Annotated in this window: 19 protein-coding genes; 10 read left to right on the plus strand and 9 right to left on the minus strand. The window is 70.2% G+C overall.

Annotation, left to right across the window (positions count from 1 at the left end):
* Positions 1 to 84, minus strand: an 84-nt coding sequence (locus tag Q8Q88_RS05560) for a TIGR02300 family protein (protein ID WP_305674243.1), incomplete at its 3' end; no start/stop codon positions are given.
* Between the two features lie 119 nt (positions 85 to 203).
* Between Q8Q88_RS05560 and aroA the strand changes: the two genes are divergently transcribed.
* From aroA to Q8Q88_RS05610, 10 genes are all read left to right on the plus strand, one after another.
* Positions 204 to 1,526: a 3-phosphoshikimate 1-carboxyvinyltransferase gene (gene aroA / locus Q8Q88_RS05565; RefSeq protein WP_305674208.1), complete on the plus strand. Its 1,323-nt coding sequence runs from the start codon at positions 204 to 206 to the stop codon at positions 1,524 to 1,526.
* 151 nt (positions 1,527 to 1,677) lie between these two features.
* On the plus strand, positions 1,678 to 2,328 hold the full coding sequence (gene cmk, locus Q8Q88_RS05570) for a (d)CMP kinase (RefSeq protein ID WP_305674209.1): 651 nt from the start codon (positions 1,678 to 1,680) through the stop codon (positions 2,326 to 2,328).
* Positions 2,276 to 4,201 (plus strand): 30S ribosomal protein S1, encoded by a 1,926-nt coding sequence (gene rpsA / locus Q8Q88_RS05575; RefSeq protein WP_305674210.1) that lies wholly within the window; start codon positions 2,276 to 2,278, stop codon positions 4,199 to 4,201. The genes cmk and rpsA overlap by 53 nt, the downstream gene beginning before the upstream one ends.
* 332 nt (positions 4,202 to 4,533) lie before the next feature.
* Positions 4,534 to 4,818: an integration host factor subunit beta gene (locus tag Q8Q88_RS05580; protein ID WP_305674211.1), complete on the plus strand. Its 285-nt coding sequence runs from the start codon at positions 4,534 to 4,536 to the stop codon at positions 4,816 to 4,818.
* A gap of 84 nt (positions 4,819 to 4,902) precedes the next feature.
* Positions 4,903 to 5,313 carry a large-conductance mechanosensitive channel protein MscL gene (mscL, locus tag Q8Q88_RS05585; RefSeq protein ID WP_305674212.1) on the plus strand — a complete coding sequence of 137 codons (411 nt, stop codon included), beginning with the start codon at positions 4,903 to 4,905 and terminating at the stop codon, positions 5,311 to 5,313.
* 58 nt (positions 5,314 to 5,371) lie between these two features.
* Positions 5,372 to 6,016: a phosphoribosylanthranilate isomerase gene (locus Q8Q88_RS05590; RefSeq protein ID WP_305674213.1), complete on the plus strand. Its 645-nt coding sequence runs from the start codon at positions 5,372 to 5,374 to the stop codon at positions 6,014 to 6,016.
* A 7-nt stretch (positions 6,017 to 6,023) separates the two neighbouring features.
* The gene (gene trpB / locus Q8Q88_RS05595; protein ID WP_305674214.1) at positions 6,024 to 7,244 is read left to right on the plus strand and encodes a tryptophan synthase subunit beta; all 1,221 of its coding nucleotides are present in this window, start codon (positions 6,024 to 6,026) and stop codon (positions 7,242 to 7,244) included.
* Positions 7,241 to 8,074, plus strand: a complete 834-nt coding sequence (trpA, locus tag Q8Q88_RS05600) for a tryptophan synthase subunit alpha (RefSeq protein WP_305674215.1) — start codon at positions 7,241 to 7,243, stop codon at positions 8,072 to 8,074. Before trpB ends, trpA begins: the two co-directional genes overlap by 4 nt.
* Positions 8,075 to 8,080: 6 nt before the next feature.
* Positions 8,081 to 9,013 carry an acetyl-CoA carboxylase carboxyltransferase subunit beta gene (locus tag Q8Q88_RS05605; RefSeq protein WP_305674216.1) on the plus strand — a complete coding sequence of 311 codons (933 nt, stop codon included), beginning with the start codon at positions 8,081 to 8,083 and terminating at the stop codon, positions 9,011 to 9,013.
* A 162-nt stretch (positions 9,014 to 9,175) separates the two neighbouring features.
* A complete protein-coding gene (locus tag Q8Q88_RS05610; protein ID WP_305674217.1) occupies positions 9,176 to 10,495 on the plus strand; it encodes a folylpolyglutamate synthase/dihydrofolate synthase family protein in 1,320 nt (439 codons plus the stop codon).
* A gap of 175 nt (positions 10,496 to 10,670) precedes the next feature.
* Here the strand turns inward: Q8Q88_RS05610 and trxA are convergent, their stop codons facing one another.
* The 8 genes from trxA to selD all read right to left on the minus strand — a co-directional run bounded on the left by trxA (position 10,671) and on the right by selD (position 21,774).
* Positions 10,671 to 10,994, minus strand: coding sequence for a thioredoxin (gene trxA / locus Q8Q88_RS05615; RefSeq protein WP_305674218.1), 324 nt, complete (start codon positions 10,992 to 10,994; stop codon positions 10,671 to 10,673).
* Positions 10,995 to 11,076: 82 nt separating this feature from the next.
* Entirely contained in the window at positions 11,077 to 14,550 is a 3,474-nt protein-coding gene (gene addA / locus Q8Q88_RS05620) for a double-strand break repair helicase AddA (RefSeq protein WP_305674219.1), read from the minus strand.
* A complete protein-coding gene (gene addB, locus Q8Q88_RS05625; protein ID WP_305674220.1) occupies positions 14,547 to 17,558 on the minus strand; it encodes a double-strand break repair protein AddB in 3,012 nt (1,003 codons plus the stop codon). Before addB ends, addA begins: the two co-directional genes overlap by 4 nt.
* A complete protein-coding gene (locus tag Q8Q88_RS05630) occupies positions 17,555 to 18,244 on the minus strand; it encodes a nucleotidyltransferase family protein (protein WP_371129811.1) in 690 nt (229 codons plus the stop codon). Before Q8Q88_RS05630 ends, addB begins: the two co-directional genes overlap by 4 nt.
* Before the next feature lie 17 nt (positions 18,245 to 18,261).
* Positions 18,262 to 19,353, minus strand: coding sequence for an N-acetylmuramate/N-acetylglucosamine kinase AmgK (gene amgK, locus Q8Q88_RS05635; RefSeq protein WP_305674222.1), 1,092 nt, complete (start codon positions 19,351 to 19,353; stop codon positions 18,262 to 18,264).
* The gene (gene tsaE, locus Q8Q88_RS05640; protein ID WP_305674223.1) at positions 19,337 to 19,822 is read right to left on the minus strand and encodes a tRNA (adenosine(37)-N6)-threonylcarbamoyltransferase complex ATPase subunit type 1 TsaE; all 486 of its coding nucleotides are present in this window, start codon (positions 19,820 to 19,822) and stop codon (positions 19,337 to 19,339) included. Before tsaE ends, amgK begins: the two co-directional genes overlap by 17 nt.
* Positions 19,819 to 20,685: a 1-acyl-sn-glycerol-3-phosphate acyltransferase gene (locus Q8Q88_RS05645; protein WP_305674224.1), complete on the minus strand. Its 867-nt coding sequence runs from the start codon at positions 20,683 to 20,685 to the stop codon at positions 19,819 to 19,821. Before Q8Q88_RS05645 ends, tsaE begins: the two co-directional genes overlap by 4 nt.
* 42 nt (positions 20,686 to 20,727) lie before the next feature.
* On the minus strand, positions 20,728 to 21,774 hold the full coding sequence (gene selD / locus Q8Q88_RS05650) for a selenide, water dikinase SelD (RefSeq protein WP_305674225.1): 1,047 nt from the start codon (positions 21,772 to 21,774) through the stop codon (positions 20,728 to 20,730).
* Between the last annotated feature and the right edge of the window lie 14 nt (positions 21,775 to 21,788).

The raw sequence follows: 21,788 nt of genomic DNA on the forward strand, positions 1-21,788 counted from the left end.
GTGAGCCGGGCGACGGGTCAGGTCGTAGAATTTCGCTTGGCAGTTGGGGCAAAGCTGTTTTGCACCCAGTTCGGGATTGGCCAAGGGCGGGCCTCTGGACAGGGGTTCAAATGAAGCCGGCTCCCTTGCCACGCGCGGACGTCGCTGTCAAAAGCAATCCCCCTCGTGACAACTAGCAAGGCCCAAGGAGGCTTAGCATTTCCATGACGTCGGCAGGACTGACCGCGCACCGCGGCGGCCCGCTGCGGGGCCGCGTGCGCGCCCCAGGCGACAAGTCGATCTCTCACCGGTCGCTCATCCTGGGCGCCCTGGCGCAAGGCGTCACCGAGATCGAGGGGCTTCTGGAAGGCGACGATGTGCTGCGCACCGCCGCGGCGATGCGGGCGTTCGGCGCCAGAGTCGAACGGCTCGGTGACGGCGCGTGGAGCGTCGAGGGGCAGGGCGGCTTCTCCGAGCCCTCGGACATCATCGACTGCGGCAACGCCGGCACCGGGGTGCGGCTGATCATGGGCGCCGCCGCCGGCTTCGACCTGGCGGTGACCTTCACCGGCGACGCCTCCCTGCGCGGCCGGCCGATGAACCGGGTGATGAAGCCCCTGAAGGAGATGGGCGCGCGCTTTTCCGGCCGTTCGGGCGGGCGGCTGCCGCTCACCCTGCAGGGCGGCAACCTGAAAACCATCACCTACCGCCTGCCCGAGCCCTCGGCCCAGGTGAAGTCGGCGGTGCTGCTGGCCGGGCTGCGGGCCGACGGCGGGGCCCGGGTGATCGAGCCCGAGGCCACCCGCGACCATACCGAGCGGATGCTGCGGGCCTTCGGGGTCACGGTGGATGTCGAGGACCGCGACGGCGAACGCCACATCGGCCTGGCCGGCGGCCAGATCCTGACGGGAACGAAGATCCGGGTTCCGGGCGACCCATCCTCGGCCGCCTTCCCCCTGGTGGCGGCGCTGATCACCCCGGGCTCGGAGGTGACGGTGGAGGGCGTGCTGCTGAACGAGCTGCGTACCGGCCTGCTCACCACACTGATCGAGATGGGGGCGGACCTCACCATCGCGAACCGCCGCGACGAGGGCGGTGAGCCGGTGGGCGACGTCACCGCCCGTTACTCGGCCCTGCGCGGGGTCGAGGTGCCGCCCGAGCGGGCGCCCTCGATGATCGATGAATATCCGATCTTGGCCGTTGCCGCGGCCTATGCCGACGGCCCGACCCACATGCGCGGCATCGGAGAGATGCGGGTCAAGGAAAGCGATCGCATCGCGCTCATGGCCGCGGGCCTCACCGCCTGCGGCATAGGGGTCGAGGAGGAACCGGAGGGCCTGATCGTGGTCGGCTCGGCGCGCGGCAACCATCCGGCCGCCGGCGGGGCGCACGTGGTCACCCACGGCGATCACCGGATCGCCATGAGCCACCTGGTCATGGGCTTCGCCGCCGAGGGCGCGGTGAGCATCGACGAGCCCGGTATGATCGCCACCAGCTTCCCAGGCTTCGTCGAGATGATGCGCGGCCTGGGGGCCGACCTCAGGTGATCGGCGCGAACCTTTTCCGCCCCCGTTCACGGGAGAGGGGGACCGGCGGAGCCAGTGGAGGGGGCGGCCTCAAGCTCGGCGCCCAGTCTCGCCCCCTCCACCACGCTGGGGCGCGGTCCCCCTCCCCCGCTTCGCAGGGGAGGAAAATTCCTTGAGCGGGGCCTTCGTCATCGCCGTTGACGGCCCGGCGGCCTCGGGCAAGGGTACCATCGCCCACCGCCTGGGCGAGGCCTATGGCATGCCGGTGCTGGATTCCGGCCTGCTCTATCGGGCGGTCGGGGTGCTGGCGGCGCGCGAAGGGATCGACTTCGACGCCGTCGCCAGGGTCACCGCCGTGGCCCAAGCCCTGACGGCGGAGATGCTGGGCGATCCGGCGTTCCGCACCCGCGAGGCCGGCGAGGCGGCCAGCCGGGTGGCGATCCACACCCCCGTGCGCCTGGCCCTGCGCGAGATGCAGCAGGCCTTCGCCCGGCGCCCTGGCGGGGCGGTGATCGACGGGCGCGACATCGGCACCGTCATCGCCCCCGAAGCCCCGGCCAAGCTCTATGTCACCGCCACGCCCGAGGTCCGCGCCGAGCGCCGCTGGAAGCAGCTTAAAGGCCAGGGCGAGGCGGTCAGCTTCGAGGAGATCCTCGACGACATCCGCAAGCGCGACGCCCGCGACGGGGGCCGCGCCGACTCGCCCATGCGGCCCGCCGACGACGCCGTCTTGCTGGACACCAGCGAAATGACTATAGAGCAGGCCACCGATGCGGCCCGCCGTATCGTCGAGGCGGCGCGAGCCCGCTGGGAGCGATCCTAGTCCGGCAATCCAACCGCGCCTTTCCCTCGCACGGCCGCGGGCAAATCACCGGCGTGAGTCATCACGCTATCGGTCGCAACCCTTAACCCGACACGGGGACTCCGTCCGAACGCTTGCGTTCTCGGGCCCTGCGTCATTTGAAGAACGAAAGACCAAAATGGCTGACGATATGAGCCTCAACCCCACCCGCGACGACTTTTCCGCCCTGCTCGACGAGTCGATGGGCGGCCGTGACTTCATGGAAGGCACGGTAGTCAAGGGGATCGTCGTGGGAATCGAGAAGGACTTCGCGATCATCGACGTCGGTCTGAAGACCGAAGGCCGCGTGTCCGTGAAGGAATTCGGCGTCGACGAGGACGGCAAGTCGCCGGTGTTCATCGGCGCGACCGTTGAGGTCTTCCTCGAGCGCGTCGAGAACGCCATGGGCGAAGCGGTCATCAGCCGCGACAAGGCCCGCCGCGAGGAAGCCTGGACGCGCCTCGAAGGCGTCTACGAGAAGAACGAGCCGGTGATGGGCGCCATCGTCGGCCGCGTGAAGGGCGGCTTCACCGTCGACCTGGGCGGCGCCTCGGCCTTCCTGCCGGGCTCGCAAGTCGACATCCGCCCGGTGCGCGACGTCGGCCCGCTCATGGGCAAGGAACAGCCCTTCGCTATCCTCAAGATGGACAGGCCTCGTGGAAACATCGTTGTTTCCCGTCGCGCGATCCTGGAGGAAGCCCGCGCCGAGCAGCGCACCGAGCTGGTCTCCCAGCTGCAAGAGGGCGAGATCCGCGAAGGCGTGGTCAAGAACATCACCGACTACGGCGCGTTCGTGGACCTGGGCGGCATCGACGGCCTGCTGCACGTCACCGACATGAGCTGGAAGCGCGTCAACCACCCGAGCCAGGTGCTCGCGGTCGGCGACACGGTGAAGGTCCAGATCGTCAAGATCAATCCGGACACCCAGCGCATCAGCCTCGGCATGAAGCAGCTGCAGTCCGACCCATGGGACGGCGTGGAAGCCAAGTACCCGGTGGGCGCGAAGTTCACCGGCCGGATCACCAACATCACCGACTACGGCGCCTTCGTGGAGCTGGAAGCCGGTGTCGAGGGCCTGGTCCACGTGTCCGAGATGTCCTGGACCAAGAAGAACGTCCACCCCGGCAAGATCGTCTCCACCTCGCAGGAAGTGGATGTGGTCGTGCTGGACGTCGATCCGTCCAAGCGCCGCGTGTCCCTCGGCCTCAAGCAGGCCATGGACAATCCGTGGGACGCCTTCATCGCCGCCCACCCGGTCGGCTCGACGGTCGAGGGCGAGGTCAAGAACGCCACCGAATTCGGTCTGTTCATCGGCCTCGAGAACGACATCGACGGCATGGTGCACCTGAGCGATCTCGACTGGACCGTGTCGGGTGAAGAGGCCATCGCCAAATACAACAAGGGCGATGTGGTCAAGGCGCGCGTTCTCGACGTCGACGTCGAGAAGGAACGCATCTCGCTGGGCATCAAGCAACTGGCCGGCGACCCGATGCAGGGCGACACCTACCGCACCAAGCAGACCGTCACCGTCACCGTCACCGAGATCACGACGGGCGGCATCGAGGTGAAGTTCGGCGACGATGAAGCCCCGATGACGGCCTTCATCCGCAAGTCGGACCTCAGCCGTGACCGTGCGGACCAGCGCCCCGAGCGCTTCGCCGTGGGCGACCGCGTCGACGCCCAGATCTCCAGCATCGACAAGGCCGCGCGCCGCGTCTCGCTGTCGATCAAGGCTCTGGAGATGGTCGAGGAAAAGGAAGCCATCGAGAAGTTCGGGTCCTCGGACTCCGGCGCCTCGCTGGGCGACATCCTGGGCGCGGCCCTTCGCGAGAAGGCCGGCGCCACCAAGGAATAGGCCTCGCGTCCCTCTGGGGATCGAAGCCGGGCGGCGGATCGGGAAACCGGTCCGCCGCCTTCTTTCTTGGGGCCCGACGCGCCGGCGGCAACTTTGAGTAGAAGTTGCTCAACCGCGTACGTCCGGTGGGGATTTTCGAAAAACCGGCCGCGAAGGAGCGGAGATCATCGGCTAAACCCGGATTGCGCCTTGAACATCCAACGGGACTCGACCATGGTCCCGCTCGCTCCCGAGCATTACCGTGGTTTTTGAGTTCGACCGCTAAGGCGATGCTCTTGTTGAACTTTCGAAGGGCCGTGGCTCCCACGCGGCTCGGGGATTCGGAAATAGGCATGATCAAGTCGGAACTGATCGCCAGGCTCGCCGAAGAGAATCCGCACCTGACCCAGCGCGATATCGAGCGGGTGGTCGGGGTGATTCTCGAGCGCATGATCAAGGCGCTGGAAACGGACGGCCGGGTCGAACTGCGCGGCTTCGGCGCCCTGTCGGTCCGCTCGCGCGACGCCCGGGCCGGCCGCAATCCGCGGACTGGCGAAGCCGTCGAAGTGCGCGCCAAGCACGTCCCGTTCTTCAAGAGCGGCAAGGAGCTGCGCGAGCGGCTCAACGCCGACGAGTAGGGGCCGACGAGTAGGCCACGCGAGGTTGACCCGCGGCGATCGATGGGCCGATCCTCCGACCCGCAGGTTCAAGAGGGTCCCACCATGAGCACGTTCTCGGAATTCCGCGAGTTCATCGCGCGGGGCAATGTCGTCGACCTAGCGGTGGGCGTCATCGTCGGCGCCTCGTTCGGCAAGATCGTCGGCAGCCTGGTCGACCAGGTGATCATGCCCCCCATCGGCCTGGCCCTGGGCGGCCTCGACTTCTCCGAGCTGCAATGGGTCCTGCGGGCCGACGACGTGACGACACCGGCCAGCGAGCTGGTGGCGATCCAGTACGGCGCCTTCCTCAACACCGTCATCCAGTTCGTGATCGTCGCCTGGGTCATCTTCCTGCTGGTCAAGGCCGTGAACACCCTGCGCCGCGAGCAGGCCGCCGCGCCGGAGGCGGCGCCGGCCCCCACCCCCAGCGAGGTCCTGCTTACGGAAATCCGTGATCTGCTGAAGTCGCGCTAGGCGCCTCGTTTCCGCCAAACCCTTGCGGCGATGGCGCCAAAGCCCCTATTCCGCCCCCATGACCGTGACCGCGAAGATCTGTGGCCTGACCACCCCCCAGACCGTGGCGGCGGCCGTGGAAGGGGGCGCGTCCCACCTCGGCTTCATGTTCTTCGCCAAGAGCCCACGGAATATCGACCCCGAGGCGGCCGCGCGCCTGACACCGCCGGCCCGGGCCGAGAACGTCAAGATCGTCGCGGTGACGGTCGATCCGGACGACGCCCTGCTCGAGCGGCTGGCCGCGACGCTCAAGCCTGACTTCATTCAGCTGCACGGCAAGGAGACGCCCGCCCGCGCGCGCCAGGTGGCGCTGCGAACGGGCGCCGGCGTGATCAAGGTGATCTCGGTCTCCAGCGCCCACGACATCGACACGGCCCGCGCCTACGAGACCGTGGTCGACCACTTGATGTTCGACGCCAGGCCGCCCAGCGACCATCCGTTGCCGGGCGGAGCTGGGGCGCGGTTCGACTGGACCCTGCTCTCCGGACGGCGCTTCGAACGGCCCTGGTTCCTGGCCGGGGGCCTGGATCCCTGGAACGTCGGCGAGGCCGTGCGACTGTCGGGCGCGCCGCTTGTGGACGTTTCCTCTGGCGTGGAGCGTGGTCCCGGACTAAAGGACCCGGCCTTGATCACGGCCTTCCTTGACGCCGTCCGTCGCGCCTGAGGTTCTGTTGAACGCGCCTTTGACCCCTAACGACTACACGGCCTATCCGGACGCCGCCGGACGGTTCGGGGACTATGGCGGGCGTTATGTGCCCGAAACCCTGATGCCGCTGGTCCACGACCTGGACGCGGCCTATTCCGCGGCCAAGGTCGATCCGGCCTTCCAGGGCGAGCTCAAGAGCTTCCTCAAGCACTATGTGGGACGCCCCAGCCCGCTCTATTTCGCCGAGCGCCTGACGAAGCACTACGGCGGGGCGAAGATCTATCTGAAGCGCGAGGAGCTGAACCACACCGGCGCGCACAAGATCAACAACTGCATGGGCCAGATCCTGCTGGCCATGAAGATGGGCAAGACCCGGATCATCGCCGAGACCGGCGCCGGCCAGCACGGCGTGGCCACGGCCACCGTCTGCGCCCGCTTCGGCCTGCCCTGCGTGGTCTATATGGGCGCCGTCGACGTGGAGCGGCAGAAGGCCAACGTCTTCCGCATGAACCTGCTGGGCGCCAAGGTCGAGCCGGTGACTTCGGGGTCGGCGACCCTCAAGGACGCCATGAACGAGGCCCTGCGCGACTGGGTCACCAATGTCCACGACACCTATTACCTGATCGGCTCGGCCGCCGGCCCGCACCCCTATCCGGTGATGGTCCGCGACTTCCAGGCGGTGATCGGGATCGAAACCAAACAGCAGGTCCTGGAGATGGAGGGCCGCTTGCCCGACGCCCTGGTCGCCTGCGTCGGGGGCGGCTCCAACGCCATCGGCCTGTTCCACCCCTTCCTCAACGACGAGTCGGTGAAGCTCTTTGGCGTCGAGGCCTCCGGCGACGGCCTGGACACCGACCGCCACGCCGCGGCGATCAATGGCGGTCGTCCGGGCGTCCTGCACGGCAACAAGACCTATCTGCTGCAGGACAAGGATGGCCAGATCAACGAGGCCCACTCGATCTCGGCCGGCCTGGACTATCCCGGCATCGGGCCGGAACATTCCTGGCTGCACGACGTCGGCCGGGCCAAGTACCTGACCTGCACCGACGCCGAGGCCCTGGCGGCGTTCCAACTGCTGGCCGAGCTGGAGGGCATCCTGCCGGCCATCGAGTCGGCCCATGCCCTGGCCCGCCTGCCCGAAATCTGCGCCGAGGTCGGCAAGGACGGCATCGTGGTGCTCAATCTCTCCGGCCGCGGCGACAAGGACGTCGAGACCGTCGCCGCCCACCTGGGACGCCAGATTTGACCAAAGCCCGTATCGAGGCCCGCTTCGCCCAGCTCAAGGCGGAGAACCGGGCGGCCTTCGTCCCCTATGTGATGGCCGGCGATCCCGACGCCGCCACCGCCGCGGCGATCCTGAAGGCCCTGCCGGCCGCCGGGGCCGACCTGATCGAGGTGGGCTTCCCGTTCTCCGATCCCATGGCCGAGGGTCCGCCGATCCAGCGCGCCGCCCAGCGGGCCCTGGCCAATGGCATGACCTTGACGGGCGTGCTGGCCGCGGTGGCGCAGTTCCGCAAGGGCGACGACACGACGCCCGTGATCCTGATGGGCTACGCCAATCCGCTGATCGGCTGGGGCTTCGAGGCCTTCGCCCGCGACATGGCCGCCTCGGGTGTCGACGGCCTGATCGTGGTCGACATCCCGCCGGAAGAGGCCGATCCCCTGGCCGACGCCCTGGACGCCGAGAACCTGTCGCTGATCCGGCTGGCCACGCCCACCACCGACGACGCGCGGCTGCCCATCGTCGTGCGCCGCACCTCGGGCTTCGTCTATTACGTCTCCGTCGCCGGGGTGACTGGGGTGAAGGAAGCAGACGCCGACATCGTCGCGCCCCACGTGGCCCGGGTCCGCGCCGCCTCCGGACTGCCGGTGGCGGTGGGTTTCGGCATCAAGACGCCGGAGCGCGCCGGTGCGATCGCCAAGGTGGCCGACGCCGTCGTGGTGGGTTCCGCGCTCGTTGACGAGGTCGCTTCCGCCTTGGCAATGAACGAATCTGTGACCGGGCGGGTTCTTTCCAAAGTCGAATCCTTGGCTAAGGCTGTGCGCTCCGCGCGAGTCGAAAGCCTCACGGTGTAGAACCCCATGGCGATGGCTGAACAGCGAAACGACAAGCCCGGCAAGGGCGGCCCCTCCGGGCCCCGCGAGCGAGGCGGATGGCTGGCCAAGATCGCGCCCGGCGTGCGCAATCTGGTGGCCAAGCGCGAGACGCCCGAAAACCTTTGGGTGAAGTGCCCCGACACCGGGGAAATGATCTACCGCTCCGACCTCGAGGCCGCCCTGTGGGTGACCCCGTCCGGCAGCCACATGCGGATCGGCGCCGAGCAGCGCCTGCGCTACACCTTCGACGATGGGGCTTATGAGAAGCTGGCCGCGCCCACCGGGGTGGTGGACGACCCGCTGAAGTTCCCCGACGTGCGCCCCTACATGGAGCGGCTCAAGGCCGCCCGGAAGACCATCGGATCGCAGGACGCCATGGTCAGCGCCTATGGGACCATCAAGGGCCAGGGCGCGGTGGTCTCGGTGCAGGACTTCGCCTTCATGGGCGGTTCGCTGGGCATCGGCGTCGGCGAGGCCTTCATCAAGGCCGCCCAGGAGGCCGTCCGCCGCGAGGTCCCCTATGTGATCTTCACCGCCGCGGGCGGGGCGCGGATGCAGGAGGGCACGCTGGCCCTCATGCAGATGGCCCGCACCACCCTGGCGCTCAACGAGGTCAAGGCCGCCGGCCTGCCCTATATCGTCGTGCTCACCGACCCGACCACAGGCGGGGTCACGGCCTCCTACGCCATGCTGGGCGACATCCACCTGGCCGAGCCCAACGCCATGATCGCCTTCGCCGGGCGCCGGGTGATCGAGCAGACCATCCGCGAGGTCCTGCCGGTGGGTTTCCAGCGCGCCGAGTTCCTCGTGGAGCGCGGCATGGTCGACCGGGTGGTCACCCGCGCCGAACTGCCCCAGGTCCTGGGCTCCCTGCTCAAGACCCTGATGATGGGACGCGCGCGTTCGAAAGCGGCCTAGGGCCTCACTCCAATTTCCGTTCATCCCCGCGAAAGCGGGGACTCAGGCGTTTTTGTTTGTATCAGCGCTGGAAGAACGAAAAAAACCTGGGTCCCCGCTTTCGCGGGGATGATTGGTGTGGTTTGGCGCACCGCGAAACGCGCTCCTCTGCAAGGCCTCCGCATGTATGACCCCATCCGCGCCTCGGACGAGGTGATCCTGCGGCTGCGCGCGCATCACCCCTCGCTGATCGACCTCACCACCGGGCGGGTGGAGCGGCTACTGGCCGCCCTGGGAAATCCCGAGAAAAGCCTGCCGCCGGTGATCCATGTGGCCGGCACCAACGGCAAGGGTTCGACCGTGGCCTATCTGCGGGCCATCGCCGAGGCGGCGGGCCTGCGGGTCCACGCGATCACCTCGCCGCACCTGGTCCGCTTCGCCGAGCGCATCCGCCTGGCCGGGACCCTGATCACCGACGCCCAGCTCTCCGACCTGATCGACCGGGTCGAGGCCGCCAACGCCGGCCAGCCGATCAGCTTTTTCGAGATCACCACGGTGCTGGCCTTGCAGGCCTTCGCCGAGACCCCGGCCGACCTCTGCGTCGTCGAGGTCGGCCTGGGCGGCCGGTTCGACGCCACCAACATCTTCGACGCCCCGGCGGTCAGCGTGATCACCCCGGTGGACTACGACCACCTGGAGATGCTGGGGCCCGAACTGTCCAAGATCGCCTGGGAGAAGGCCGGGATCATCAAGGCCGGCCGCCCGGTGGTGGTCGCCCGCCAGATCGAGGAGGGCGAGGCGGTGATCCTGGAGGAGGCCGAGGAACTGGGCGCGCCGGTCACCTTGATGGGCCGCGACTTCGACGCCTGGGAGGAGCGCGGCCGGCTGCTGGTGCAGATGGAGGACCGGCTCTACGACCTGCCGCCGCCCAGCCTGTTCGGCGGCTACCAGTTCGCCAACGCCGGCCTGGCGGTGGCCGCGGCGCTGGCGCTCGGCGATCCGCGCATCGACGAGGCGGCCCTGGCCAAGGGGGTCTCGTCGGCCGTCTGGCCGGCCAGGTTCCAGCGGTTGACCGACGGGCCCATGGCGCGGCTGGCCGATGAGCACGACGCCGATCTCTGGCTGGACGGGGGGCACAATCCCCATGCGGGCCGGGCCCTGGCCGAGGCGGCCGGGCGGCTGGTCGCCCGCGATCCACGTCCGCTGGTGCTGGTGGCCGCCATGTTCGCCCGCAAGGACGCGCAGGGATTCTTCCAGCCCTTCGCGAGCCTCAATCCCAAGGTCTTCACCACCACGTTCGACTCGCCCAATGCGGCGGACGCGGGCGAACTCGCCGACGCGGCTGGGGCCGCGGGGCTGGAGGCGGAGGTGGTCTTGGATGTGGAAGCGGGGCTGCGGCGGGCGCTGGAGGGCTCCGGCCCCGCGCCGCATGTCCTGATATGTGGCGGGCTGCACTTCGCCGGCGAGGTGCTGGCGATGAGCCCGGAGACGTGGCCGAGCTAGGGCAACCCCCAAGCTGTCATCCCGGTTTGCGAAGCAAGACCGAGATCCATACACGCTGTGTTGTCAGAACCTGGCGAAGCCGAGCCGCGCCTTGGCCCATCAGGTGTCCATGGGTCCCGGACAGCCGCTGCGCGGCTTCCGGGATGACACCCCTGGGATGAGGTCTCGGGAGTTCCTAGACCCCCGCCTCGCTCAGCCAGTCCAGGATCTTCTGCTTCGGCATGGCGCCGACCTTCATGGAGGCCATTTGGCCGTCCTTGAACAGCATCATGGTTGGGATGCCGCGCACGCCGTAGCGCGAGGGCGTGGTGGGCGAATCCTCGATGTTCAGCTTGGCCACGGTGACCTGTCCGCCAAGCTCGCTGGCGATCTGTTCCAGGGCCGGCGCGATCTGCTTGCAGGGACCGCACCACTCCGCCCAGAAATCGACCAGCACGGGGCCGGAAGCTTGCAGGACGTCCTTGTCGAAGGACTCGTCGGTGACCGTCACGGTGCTCATGAAAAGCTCCTCATAGCGCGGCCTTAAGGAACGCATGGCCGCGACTCTCGATCCGCCGATGTAGGCGGCCCATGACCCGGTATCAACCTGCACGGCCCAGCTCGGCAAGGGACAAGGCCAACACGTTTTCTGGAACCGCCATCAGTTTCGGACCATCGGTCCAGACCAGCGCAGACTCGATCCGCTTGCCCGGGAAGACTTCCGCCAGCACCGCGGCATAGACGGCCATCTGGGTGAGATAGGCCGGGTCGGCGTCCTCGATGCGGTCCGGGGAGGGGCGGTTGGTCTTGAAATCGACCACCAGGACCCGATCATCCAGCACCACCAGCCGGTCGATCCGGCCGGATATGGTCAGGCCCGCGGGCAGGGCCTTGGCCGCGCCGGCCACCGAGACCTCGGCGCGGCTTCCAGGCCCGAACACCTCGGCGAAGCGCGCGTCGCTGAGGACGGCCAGCGCCGCGGCGATCATCTCGGCCCGCTGGTCGTCGGTGAGGTCGCGCTCGCGGGCCAGGATGCGGCGGGCGGCGTCCGGGCGGCCGGCGACGGCCAGGTCGGGCAGGATTTGCAGCAGGCGGTGGATCAGGTCGCCGCGCCGGAAGCGGCCCAGCCCCCCCTGGGCCGCCAGGGGCGAGGCGGCGGGGGCGGCTACGTCGTCGCCTAACTGCGAGGGCGAGGCATAACGAGCATAGGCCTCGGCCTTCGCCGGTTCGGCGGTCCAGGCCGGGATCGGGTGGACCGGCGCGATATCGGCCGCCGCCGCGCCCATAGGCGTGGGGTCGTCGCCGAAACGCAGGATCTCCATGCCGCCCAACCGGACATGGCGTTTGTGCGGTGAGACCTCGGCGTGTTCGAAGGCCGCGGTGAGCGCCCCCCACCAGCCCTTGAGATTCTCCGCCTTGGCGTTGGCCGCCACCCGGCCACAGAGCACCAGGCGGTCGCGGGCCCGGGTCAGGGCCACATAGAGCAGGCGGAAGGCCTCGTCCTCCTCCTTGCCGGCCCGCCATTCGCGCGCCTTGGCGGAGGCTTCGCAGTCGGACGCCTTGGCCGCGCTCCACAGAAAGCCGCCGGCCTCGGTGGGCATCAGGGGCGAGCCCCGCGCGCCCCGCGCCAGGGTGGTCTCGGGCAGGAAGACGATGGGCGCCTCCAGGCCCTTGGCGCCGTGGGCGGTCATCACCCGGACCTCGTCGCGGCCGGCCTCCATCTCGCGCTTGACCACGATGTCGAGGCTGGCGAAGGCCGCGGCCAGGCTCTCCAGGTCGTCGATCCCGCGGCTCTCGGCGGCGAGGACCTGGGCCAGGAACTCATCCAGCGCGTCCTCGGCCTCGCTGCCCAGGCGCCGCAGCAGGCGCTGGCGCATGGAGCGCCCGTCGGCGCCGCGAGATCCCAGCAGGCGGGCGTAGAACTCGAAGGGCCGGCGCCTGGGGCCCTGGGTGCGGAGGTCGTCCAGCAGGGCGTGGGCCTCGGCCCACAGGGGATGTTCCGCCGCCCGCGCCGCCAGGGTTTCCCACAGCCCGGCGGCGCGGCCCTTGGCGAGCGCATAGAGGCTGTCGTCGTCCAGACCGCAGAACGGGCTCTTCAGCAGCGCCGCCAGGGTCAGCTCGTCGGCTGGGAACTGGACGAAGCGCGCCACGGCCAGCAGGTCGTCGAAGACGATGTGCTCGCTGAGCGCCAGCCGGTCGGCCCCCGCCACCGGAATCTTGCGGTGCTTGAGCGCGCGCAAGATCTCCTCGAACAGGGCCTTGCGCCGGCGCACCAGGATAAGCACGTCGCCGGCCTTGGCTGGGCGCCAAGCCTTGTGGTCCTTGTCCCAGACCCGGTCGCCGCGGGCCAGCAGGGCGGCGATTTCGGCGGCGATCTTGCCGGCCAGCCGCTTATTGGCGCTGCCCTCGCCCTCCTCGTCCAGCGGTGCGTCCCAGGCCTGGCGATCCTCGGCCGGCGCCTCGCGCTCCAGGGGCCAGAGGTCGACGCAGCCGGCATGGGCTGTCCGCACGGGCTCGTGGCGGATCAGCTCGGCCTCGACGCGGGGCAGGATCGCTCGTGACAGATCGGCCGGGGCGAAGGCCGCGTCGACAAAGGAGAGCACCTGGGGCGTCGAGCGCCAGGAGGTCAGCAGGTCCACCCGCTCGAAGCGGAAGCCGGCGCCCCGGGCGCGGTCGCGGTGGAACTCGAACTCCTGGATCAGCAATTCGGGCCGCGCGCCCTGGAAGGAATAGATCGACTGCTTCTCGTCGCCGACCACGAACATGTTGCGCTCGAGCCGCTCGCGCAGGCTGGGCGCGCCGGCGCCGGAGAAGAATTCCTCCGTGAGCGCGCGGACGATCTGCCACTGCTCCGGCGCGGTGTCCTGGGCCTCGTCCACCAGGATGTGGTCGATGCCGCCGTCCAGCTTGTAGAGCACCCAGGCCGCCATCGGCCGCGAGGCCACCAGGTCGCGGGTCTTTTCGATGAGGTCGGAGAAGTCCAGCGCGCCGGAGAACGACTTCTCCAGGCGATAGGCCTCCAGATAGGCGTGGGCGAGGATGAGCGCGGCCTTGGTGTCGAGCGCCACCTGGGCGGCGCGCAGGCGCTCGCGCAGCTCGGCCAGGCGGTCCTGTTCCAGCAGCAGGAAGCTGCGCAGGTCTTCCCGGCTCTTCAGGCCGCTGGTCTTGGCGACCCAGGTCGCGGGGGTCCCCTGGCCCTTTTCGGTGAAGAGGGCGGCAAGGCAGTCGGCGATCGTCGTAGCTGGATTTTGGGCGATCGCGCGGAGTTGGTCGGCGCATTTCTGGTCGGTCTTGCCGCCATTGGCGAGGACCTCGGCGCAGGCGCTCCAGCCGCGTTGATCCAGGCCATCCATGGACTCGGCCTCGAGCACCTCGGGATCGATCTCCCCTTCGCAGCAGACCTTCCAGACGTCGGCCACCGCGCCCTCGAGCCCGCCCTCGCGCTCCAGATAGGCGGCGAGGCGCCCCCGTGCGCTCTCGAAGGCGGTGAACATCGCCTGGAAGGCTCCGAAGTCCAGGGCCACCGAGAAACGGGCATAGGCCTCGGCGACCAGGCCCTCGCCGCGCAGGGCGTGCCGGGCGACGGCCTTGCGGGCCGCCGCGGCGATGGCGGCCGAGGCTGCGTCGTCCATCACTCGGAAGCCCGGCGAGACCCCCGCCTCCAGCGGGAACCGTCGCAGCAGCTTTTCGCAGAAGGCGTGGATGGTCTGGATCTTCAGGCCGCCCGGCGTCTCCAGGGCGCGGGCGAACAGGGCGCGGGCCGAGGACAGGCCGCGATGGTCGTAGTCCTGCGTTTCGCGCCCCTCCAGCCCGGCCAGAGCCTTGCGCAGGGCGGCGTCGTCGCAGACCGACCAGCCGCCCAGCAGCTCGTAGAGCCTGCGCTGCATCTCGGCGGCGGCGGCCTTGGTGTAGGTGACGCAGAGGATGGTCTCGGGCTCGGCCCCGGCCAGCAGAAGGCGGGCGACCCGGTCGATCAGGGTCTTGGTCTTGCCCGACCCGGCGTTGGCGGTGACGAAGGCCGAGAGGCCCGGATCGGCGGCCAGGCGTTGCGGATCGGGGACGAGGGTCAGGCTCATTCGCCATCCTCCTCGCCGCTGGTCGACCATTCGAACACCCGCGCCAGGTGGTCGTAGTCGCTCATGTGCAGCTTCACGAACTGCGGGGCGATGCGCGAGACATAGCGGCGGCCCTCGTCGAACTGGCCGATGAGCTTGGCCAGGCCCTCATAGGCGTTGGCGGCGGCGAGGGCGCTCTCGTCGCCGGGCAGGGCGCGGACCTCCTCGCGGCCGGCGGGCTTGCGGCCGGTGATCTCCAGATAGGTCAGTTCCCCGGGCTCGGGATGGCCCAGGCCCTTGAAGCCGCCCGCCTGCAGGATGGCCGCGGTCAGGGTGAGCTGCGGCGAGAAGCCGGTTTCCACCACCTTCTTCGACGGCGCCTTGCCGGTCTTGTAGTCGAGGATGTGGCCGAAGCCCTGCGGGTCGATCTCGATGCGGTCGGCCTTGGCGGTGACGGTGAATGGGCCGCCAGGCAGGGGCAGGGTCAGTTCGCCGCTCTTCTCCACATGGATGGCGCGGCCGTCGGCGCGGCGGCGCTGCTCCAGTTCGGCCACCCAGGCGGCGGCCTCGCGGGCCAGGGCGGCTTCCCGGGCCAGCGCCTCGTGTGGCATGCCGGCGGCCTCCAGCTCGGCCAGGTACAGCGCCTCGAAGATCTCCGCGGCGTTGGCCGGCAGCAGGATTGGATGGTCGGTGGCGAAGGTCTCGAAGGCCGCGTGGATCGCCGTGCCGCGAGCGCGGGCCTCCACCGCCTCGTCGGGGCGGTCCAGCAGGAAGAGCTTCAGGATGTCCCGCGCCCAGATGGCGTAGGGGTCGCGGGTCAGGGCCTCGATGCGGGTCACCGCCATCCGGCGCGGGCGATCGGCCAGGGGCGGATTGGGCGCCGGGCGGCTGGCAGGCTTGTACTCGTCGGCGGCGTCCAGCGCCCGGGCCCAGGCCAGGACCTCGGGGCGTCCGGGCAGGTCGATGCCGGCGCCGCGGGCCAGGGTCTCCAGCCGCCAGAGCCAGCGCGACTTCACCGCAGGCGCGCCTTCGCGGCGCTCGGAATGCAGCAGGATCACCTCGGGGGCGCAGGCGGCCTGGGCGAAGTCGTGGGCGGCCAGGCCAACCCTGCGCTCCGGTGGCGGCAGGCCCAGCTGCCTGCGCATGGGTCGCGACAGGAAGGGATCGAGCGGCGCGCCCTGCGGCCAGACGCCCTCCTCCAGCCCGGCGACGATCAGCCGGTCGGCGCGGGTCAGGCGGGCCTCGATGGCGCCCAGGATTCGCAGGCGCGGATGGGTGGCGCCGCCGGTGCGGACGCTCTCGCCGGCCATCAGCCGGGTCAGCAGGTCGGCGAAGCCCCGCGGACTGGTGAGGGGCAGGCCTTCGGACTCGTTCATCAGGCCCGAGAGCAGGCGGGCCAGAGCCTCGCCGCCGTGGCCGGCCCAGAGTTCGTCGCCAGTCTCGCCGTGGGCCAGGACCTCCATGGCGTGGGCCAGGCGGCGCGCCATCTCCGACGGCGGGCGCGCCTCGTTGGCGGGCTCGGGGAACAGCTCGCGCAGGCGCCGCGCCAGGACCAGGGCTTGGTCGACGTCCTGGAATTTCGGGTCCGCGCGCCGGCGGCCGAGCTGGGCCTCCAGGGCGTCCCAGGTGGTCTTGCGAGGGCCGCGCAGGGCCGCGAGCTCCAAGGCCGTGCGCTGGCGCTCCAAGGTCTCGCCGTCGAGGCCCAGGCGCGCCAAGGGATGCTTGAGGATGGCCAGCAGCACGATCGGGTCGAGCGGGTCGACCAGGGCCTTGGCCACGAGCCCCGCCAGGACGCCGCAGGAACAGCTCGACAGCGCCCAGCCGGCCGAGGAGTCGGCGGCCACGCCCCAGCGGGCCAGCTTGGCGGCGACCCGCCGCGCCAGGGTCTGGTCCGGCGCCACCAGGGCCGCGGTCTTGCCTGGCGTCTCCAGGACCTCGCGCAGCAGTAGGGCGGCGACCGTGGCGGCCTCGTCCTCGGCTCGGGCGGTGACCACGGAGAAGCCCTTGAGCCCCTCGACGACGGGATCAATCTTCTCCTCGGCGCCCTCGCTGCGCAGGGTCTCGATGACGCTCAGCCAGTCGGCGGTGCGCTCCGGGGGGCGCAGGGCTTCGTTGACCACCCGCAGCCGCCAGCGCCCCCGCGACTGGAAGGTGGCCGAGGCCGGCCAGTCGGCGACGTCCTCGCGGGTGACTCCGGCGCGGTCCAGCAGGCGCTTCATGGCGCCCTGCGGATGCTGTTCGCCGACTTCCACCCAGGCCTCCTTGGCCAGGCTGCGGTCCAGGCCCGGCAGCACCACCGCGCCCTGGGGCAGTTCGGCGATGACCCGCAGTAGGTCGGCGGTGGCCGGTGCGGTGCCGGTGGAGCCGGCGGCGATCAGCACGCCCTGCGGCGGGTGGAAGGTCCAGGTCTCGGCCAGCTTGCGCAACAGGGCCACCCGGCGACGGGTGACGTCCACCAGCCCCATGGCGGCCAGGCGTTGCGGCCATTCGGTGAGGGCGGTCTGCAGGAAGTCGCGGCTGACCTTCCAGTGCTCGGCCAGTTCGCCCAGCACCAGGTCGGCCAGGCCGTCGCCCTCGACCTCCTCGATCTGCAGGCTGTCGAGGAAGCCGCCCAGGGCGTCGGCCAGCTCCAGGGCGGCGGCGGCGTCGAGTTCGCGATTGAGCTTGGCCTCGTGCTGCTTGACCAGTCGGGTCAGCTCGAAGCGCCGCTGCAGGCCGCCGATGGCGGCTGGCAGGTCCACGGCCAGGTCGCCGGGCTCGAAGGGGGGCTCGCCCTCGTCTAGGTCGCCCAGAGGCCGGATCTGCGGCGGCAGCACCGCGCGTCCGCCGCCGGCGGTGATGAAGGCGTCGGCCAGGGCGCGGGCCCCGCGCCGGGTCGGGGTCAGGACCACCGCCTGGGACAGAGCCTCGGGGCCCAGGGGGCTCAGGGTGTCGAACAGGCCCTGGGCCAGATCGTGGACAAAGGGACGGTAGGCCGGGATCGTGAACCAGCGCGGGGCCGGGCCGGTGAAGAGCCCGGAGGCGCTCACGTCAGCCTAGCCTCGGCTTCGTCGCGCGCGGCAGGGTCGCCGACGTGCATCCAGAAGGCGTCCATGGCCACGCCGAAGATGCGGCCCTGGTCCTGCAGCCGCCACCAGACGGGCAGGATCGAGAAGGCGCCGTCCGGCTCGTCGTCCAGCAGGTTGGGCTTCATGATCTGGAACCCGATATTGGCGAAGGGGGCGGGATTGGCGTCGTCGGCGGAGTGGGTGATCCGGCCCTCGGCGTCCATGAAGAAGCCGCGCGGACCTTCGAAGCCAATCCCTTGGCCCTTGGGCACCAACAGGACCAGCATGTCCATGCGCTCGGGGTCCCAGGCCGCCTTCATCTGCTCCAGCGGCGGGGTGGTTCCGTCGATCCACAGGCTGTCGATATTGGCGATGAAGATGGGGTCGTCGCCCAGAACGTCGCGGGCGGCCTTGATGCCCCCGCCGGAGTCCAACAGGGCAGGGCGCTCGTCGGAGATCACCACGCGGGGATGGACGCGTCCCGCCAGGTGGGCCTCCATCTGCTCGGCGAAATGATGGACATTGACCACGGCGGTCTCGACCCCGGCCTCCCCCAGCCGGTCCAGGACATGGTCGATCAGCGCCTTGCCGGCCACCTCGACCAGGGCCTTCGGCCTGTGGTCGGTGAGCGGCTTCATCCGGGTGCCCAGGCCCGCGGCCAGCACCATGGCGGTCTTGATGCGGCTCACGCGCGGATCTCCGCGGGAATGTGCCGGTCGAACCAGGCCTTCAGGCCGCTGAGCGCCGGGTCGGCGAGATTGCGCTCCAGATAGCGCCAGGTGCGCGGCATGTAGGTGCGATACTGGTCGCGGCCCAGCAGGGCCTGGCGGGCGAAGACGCGGCCGAGGATGCGCGCGGCGTTCGACGCGGCCAGCGCCCGGTAGTCGACCAGGAAGGCTTGGCGGTCGACGCTCGGCCGCGCGGCGAGATAGCGGTCCAGCATGGCGGCTTCCAGTTCGGGCGAGACATCGCGCCGCGCGTCTTGCAGCAGATGGGTCAGGTCCCAGGCCGGATGGGCGCGCAGGGCGTCCTGGAAGTCCAGCAGGCCGACCCTGGCGACGCCGTCGCGCTCCGGCAGCCAGAGCAGGTTCTGGGCGTGATAGTCGCGATGGGTGAAGACCTTGGCCTCGGCCTCGCCGCGCGCGAACACCGGCGCCCACAGGGCCTCCCATTCGGCGACGGCCTCGACCCCCAGGGGCGGCGCGCCGACCAGCTTCGGCCACCATTCCAGGAAGGTGTCCGTGCCCACCTTGAGCGCCAGGGCGTCGTAGGCGAGCAGGGGCCAGCCAAGGCCGTCGGCCTCGAGCATGACGGGCGGCGGCTCGGCGTGCAGGCGCACCTGGAGGTCGACGGCGGCCTGGTAGAGCGGCGTCTCGGGTTCGCGGTCGGCGATCAGGGTGGCGAAGAGACCGTCGCCAAGATCCTCCAGCACCGCCAGGCCAATGTCGGCGTCATGGAACAGCACCTGGGGCGCGGAGAGCCCCCGCGCCCGCAAATAGGCCGCGGTGGTCACGAAGGCCGCGATGGAGCCGGCCGCCAGTCGGGCGGCGGCGTTGTATCCCAGGGCCAGGCGCTCGGCCGGGGTGGCGTCCGGCGGACAGACCGGGCTCTCCAGCACGGCGGGCTGGTCCATCAGGATCAGGCGCGTTCCGTCCGCGAGCTGTAGGCGCTCATAGCTGCGGGTCGAGGCGTCGCCGGCCAGCGGCGTGCGGCGTGCGCCAGCCAGGTCATGGCGTTCCAGGAACTCGGCCCTCTGGGCCTCACGTTGCGAACTCAAGCCCACGTCCTTCCCAGGCGCCCGCGGGGATCAGCCGCGCGCGGCGCGCTTCCCCGCCGTCCGGCGCGATGTCGATGACGATCTCTATATCGAGTCGGTCGGCGGGCAGGTGGCCCGCCAGCCGCTCGGGCCACTCGATCACCGCGGCGCCGTCGTCAAGCGCCTCGTCCAGACCGATCTCATAGGCCTCGTCGGAGCTGGTCAGGCGATAGAGGTCGAAATGGGCGACCTTGAGTCCACGGCCTTCGTAGAACTGGACCAGGGTGAAGGTGGGGCTGGGGACTTCCTCAGTCGCGGTGGTCAGGGCCCGGACCAGGGCGCGGGCCAGGGTCGACTTCCCGGCTCCCAGAGGTCCGCTCAGGCAGACCGCCTCGCCGGGCTTGAGCTCACGGGCGATGGCCGCGCCGAGCCGCGTGGTGGCCGCCTCGTCGTCGAGGCGGAAGTCGCCCTCGGCGGGCAGGGCGATCATGCCAGGCCCTCGGCTGGGAGGATGCGCTCGATATAGGCCTTCAGCGCCAGGGTGGCGGCGGTGGCGTCGGGGTCGATGCTGTCCGACGGCACCGGCGGGCCGACGATCAGGTCGAAGGCCCGCCCGCGCTTGTTCAGCAGTTCGTGGAACAGGGTGATGTCCCGCAGCTCGCCGCTGAACCGATTGAAGAAGTGGAACAGGGTCGAGGAGGGCCCGGAAAGGTGCATCGGCACGACCGGCGCCTCGTACTTGCGGGCCAGGGACAGGGCGCTGGTCTGCCATTCCGGATCGGAGAGCCGGCCGTCGGGTCCACGCCGCGCCAGCCGGCCGGCCGGGAAGATCACCAGGGCGCGCTCGGCCTCCATGGCCTCGCGGGTCATCTGGAGGGTGAGCCGGGTGCGTTCGCGGGTGCGCTTGGCCTCCACCCACTCCACCGGGATCAGCACCTCGTCGAAGCCGGGCGACACCCGATGGGCGTCGGAATTGGCGTAGAAACAGACGTCGGGGCGGACGGCCTTCACCGCATCGAACACCGCGATCCCGTCGGCGATGCCGGTGGGGTGGTTGCAGATCAGGATCACCCGGCCTTTGGTGGGAATGTGCGGCAGGCCGCGGGTCGTCACCCGAACGTCCAGCAGCCGGGACACATGGTCGAGCGCCGCGCGGCCGGGCAGAGGGCCGATGGCCTGCGCCATCCGCCGGGCCTTGGCGTAGTCCAGCAGGGCGTAGAGCAGCGGGCGCGCCAGCGGCCAGACCGCGCTTCCCGACAACTTGGGCGCCCGCTCGGCGATCAGGATGTCGACGATGTGGTCGTGGCGGTCCGGGGCGGCCCGCACGACGTCGGAGGTGGTCGCGACCGTCATGAGCGCAAGTGTGCCCTCCGCCCCGCGCCTACCGCAAGCGACTCAGCCGAGCACCCGCACCTGGGCCGGCCCGTCCGCCAGCCGGCCGACCACGGCGGCCCGGTCGAAGCCACCGGCGCGGACCAGGTCGAGCACCGCGTCGGCCTTGTCCGGGGAGACGGCGATCAGCAGGCCGCCGCTGGTCTGGGGATCGCACAGGACATCGCGCCGCCAGTCGGCCAGGCCTTCAGGCAGGCGCACGTCGCCGCCATAGCTCGTCCAGTTGCGGCCCGAGGCGCCGGTGCGCACCCCCTCCCGCGCCAGGGCTTCCACGCCGGGCAGCAGGACGGGCGACTGGGCGTCGATCTCGGCGGACAACCCGGCCCCGCGACACATCTCCAGCGCGTGTCCCAGCAGGCCGAAACCGGTGACGTCGGTGAGCGCGCTGACACCTTCCCGGCCCGCGAGCTCGGCGCCCACGGCGTTGAGCTGGGTGGTCGAGGTTATCAGGGCCTCGTAACCGCCGGCGTCCAGCTTCTCCTGCTTGAAGGCCGCGCTTAGGATGCCGACCCCCAGGCCCTTGGTGAGGATCAGGCTGTCGCCAGCCCGCGCGCCGCTGTTCTTCAAGAGCTTGTCGGGGTGGACCAGGCCCAGCGCCACCAGGCCGTAGATCGGTTCGACGCTGTCGATGGAGTGGCCGCCGGCCACGGGAACGCCCGCCGCCGCGCAGACCGAGGCGCCGCCCTCCAGGATGGCGCGGATGACAGCCGGCGGCAGCTTGTCGACGGGCATGCCGACAATGGCCAGGGCGAAGATCGGCGTCGCCCCCATGGCATAGATGTCCGAGAGCGCATTGGTCGCGGCGATCCGGCCGAAGTCGAAGGGGTCGTCCACCACCGGCATGAAGAAGTCTGTTGTCGCCACCAGGGCCTGGCTGTCGTTCAGCCTCCAAACCGCCGCGTCGTCCGAGGTCTCGGTCCCCACCAACAACTGCGGGAAGATCGCCGTGGCCGGCATGCCCGACAGGATGTCCTTCAGCACGCCGGGCGCCAGCTTGCAGCCGCAGCCGCCTCCATGGGCGAGCGAGGTGAGGCGAACGGCGTCTGTCATGGCGCTTGCGGTCC

The sequence above is a fragment of the Phenylobacterium sp. genome, from assembly GCF_030697925.1.
Classification (GTDB): Bacteria; Pseudomonadota; Alphaproteobacteria; order Caulobacterales; family Caulobacteraceae; genus Phenylobacterium.

What these genes read in the sequence shown, in the direction of transcription:
- aroA (WP_305674208.1), top strand. Translation starts at nt 204, where the DNA reads ATGACGTCGGCAGGACTGACCGCGCACCGCGGCGGCCCGCTGCGGGGC.
- rpsA (WP_305674210.1), top strand. Translation starts at nt 2,276, where the DNA reads ATGCGGCCCGCCGTATCGTCGAGGCGGCGCGAGCCCGCTGGGAGCGAT.
- Q8Q88_RS05580 (WP_305674211.1), top strand. Translation starts at nt 4,534, where the DNA reads ATGATCAAGTCGGAACTGATCGCCAGGCTCGCCGAAGAGAATCCGCAC.
- mscL (WP_305674212.1), top strand. Translation starts at nt 4,903, where the DNA reads ATGAGCACGTTCTCGGAATTCCGCGAGTTCATCGCGCGGGGCAATGTC.
- Q8Q88_RS05590 (WP_305674213.1), top strand. Translation starts at nt 5,372, where the DNA reads ATGACCGTGACCGCGAAGATCTGTGGCCTGACCACCCCCCAGACCGTG.
- Q8Q88_RS05605 (WP_305674216.1), top strand. Translation starts at nt 8,081, where the DNA reads ATGGCGATGGCTGAACAGCGAAACGACAAGCCCGGCAAGGGCGGCCCC.
- Q8Q88_RS05610 (WP_305674217.1), top strand. Translation starts at nt 9,176, where the DNA reads ATGTATGACCCCATCCGCGCCTCGGACGAGGTGATCCTGCGGCTGCGC.
- trxA (WP_305674218.1), bottom strand. Translation starts at nt 10,994, where the DNA reads ATGAGCACCGTGACGGTCACCGACGAGTCCTTCGACAAGGACGTCCTG.
- addA (WP_305674219.1), bottom strand. Translation starts at nt 14,550, where the DNA reads ATGAGCCTGACCCTCGTCCCCGATCCGCAACGCCTGGCCGCCGATCCG.
- Q8Q88_RS05630 (WP_371129811.1), bottom strand. Translation starts at nt 18,244, where the DNA reads ATGGTGCTGGCCGCGGGCCTGGGCACCCGGATGAAGCCGCTCACCGAC.
- tsaE (WP_305674223.1), bottom strand. Translation starts at nt 19,822, where the DNA reads ATGATCGCCCTGCCCGCCGAGGGCGACTTCCGCCTCGACGACGAGGCG.
- Q8Q88_RS05645 (WP_305674224.1), bottom strand. Translation starts at nt 20,685, where the DNA reads ATGACGGTCGCGACCACCTCCGACGTCGTGCGGGCCGCCCCGGACCGC.
- selD (WP_305674225.1), bottom strand. Translation starts at nt 21,774, where the DNA reads ATGACAGACGCCGTTCGCCTCACCTCGCTCGCCCATGGAGGCGGCTGC.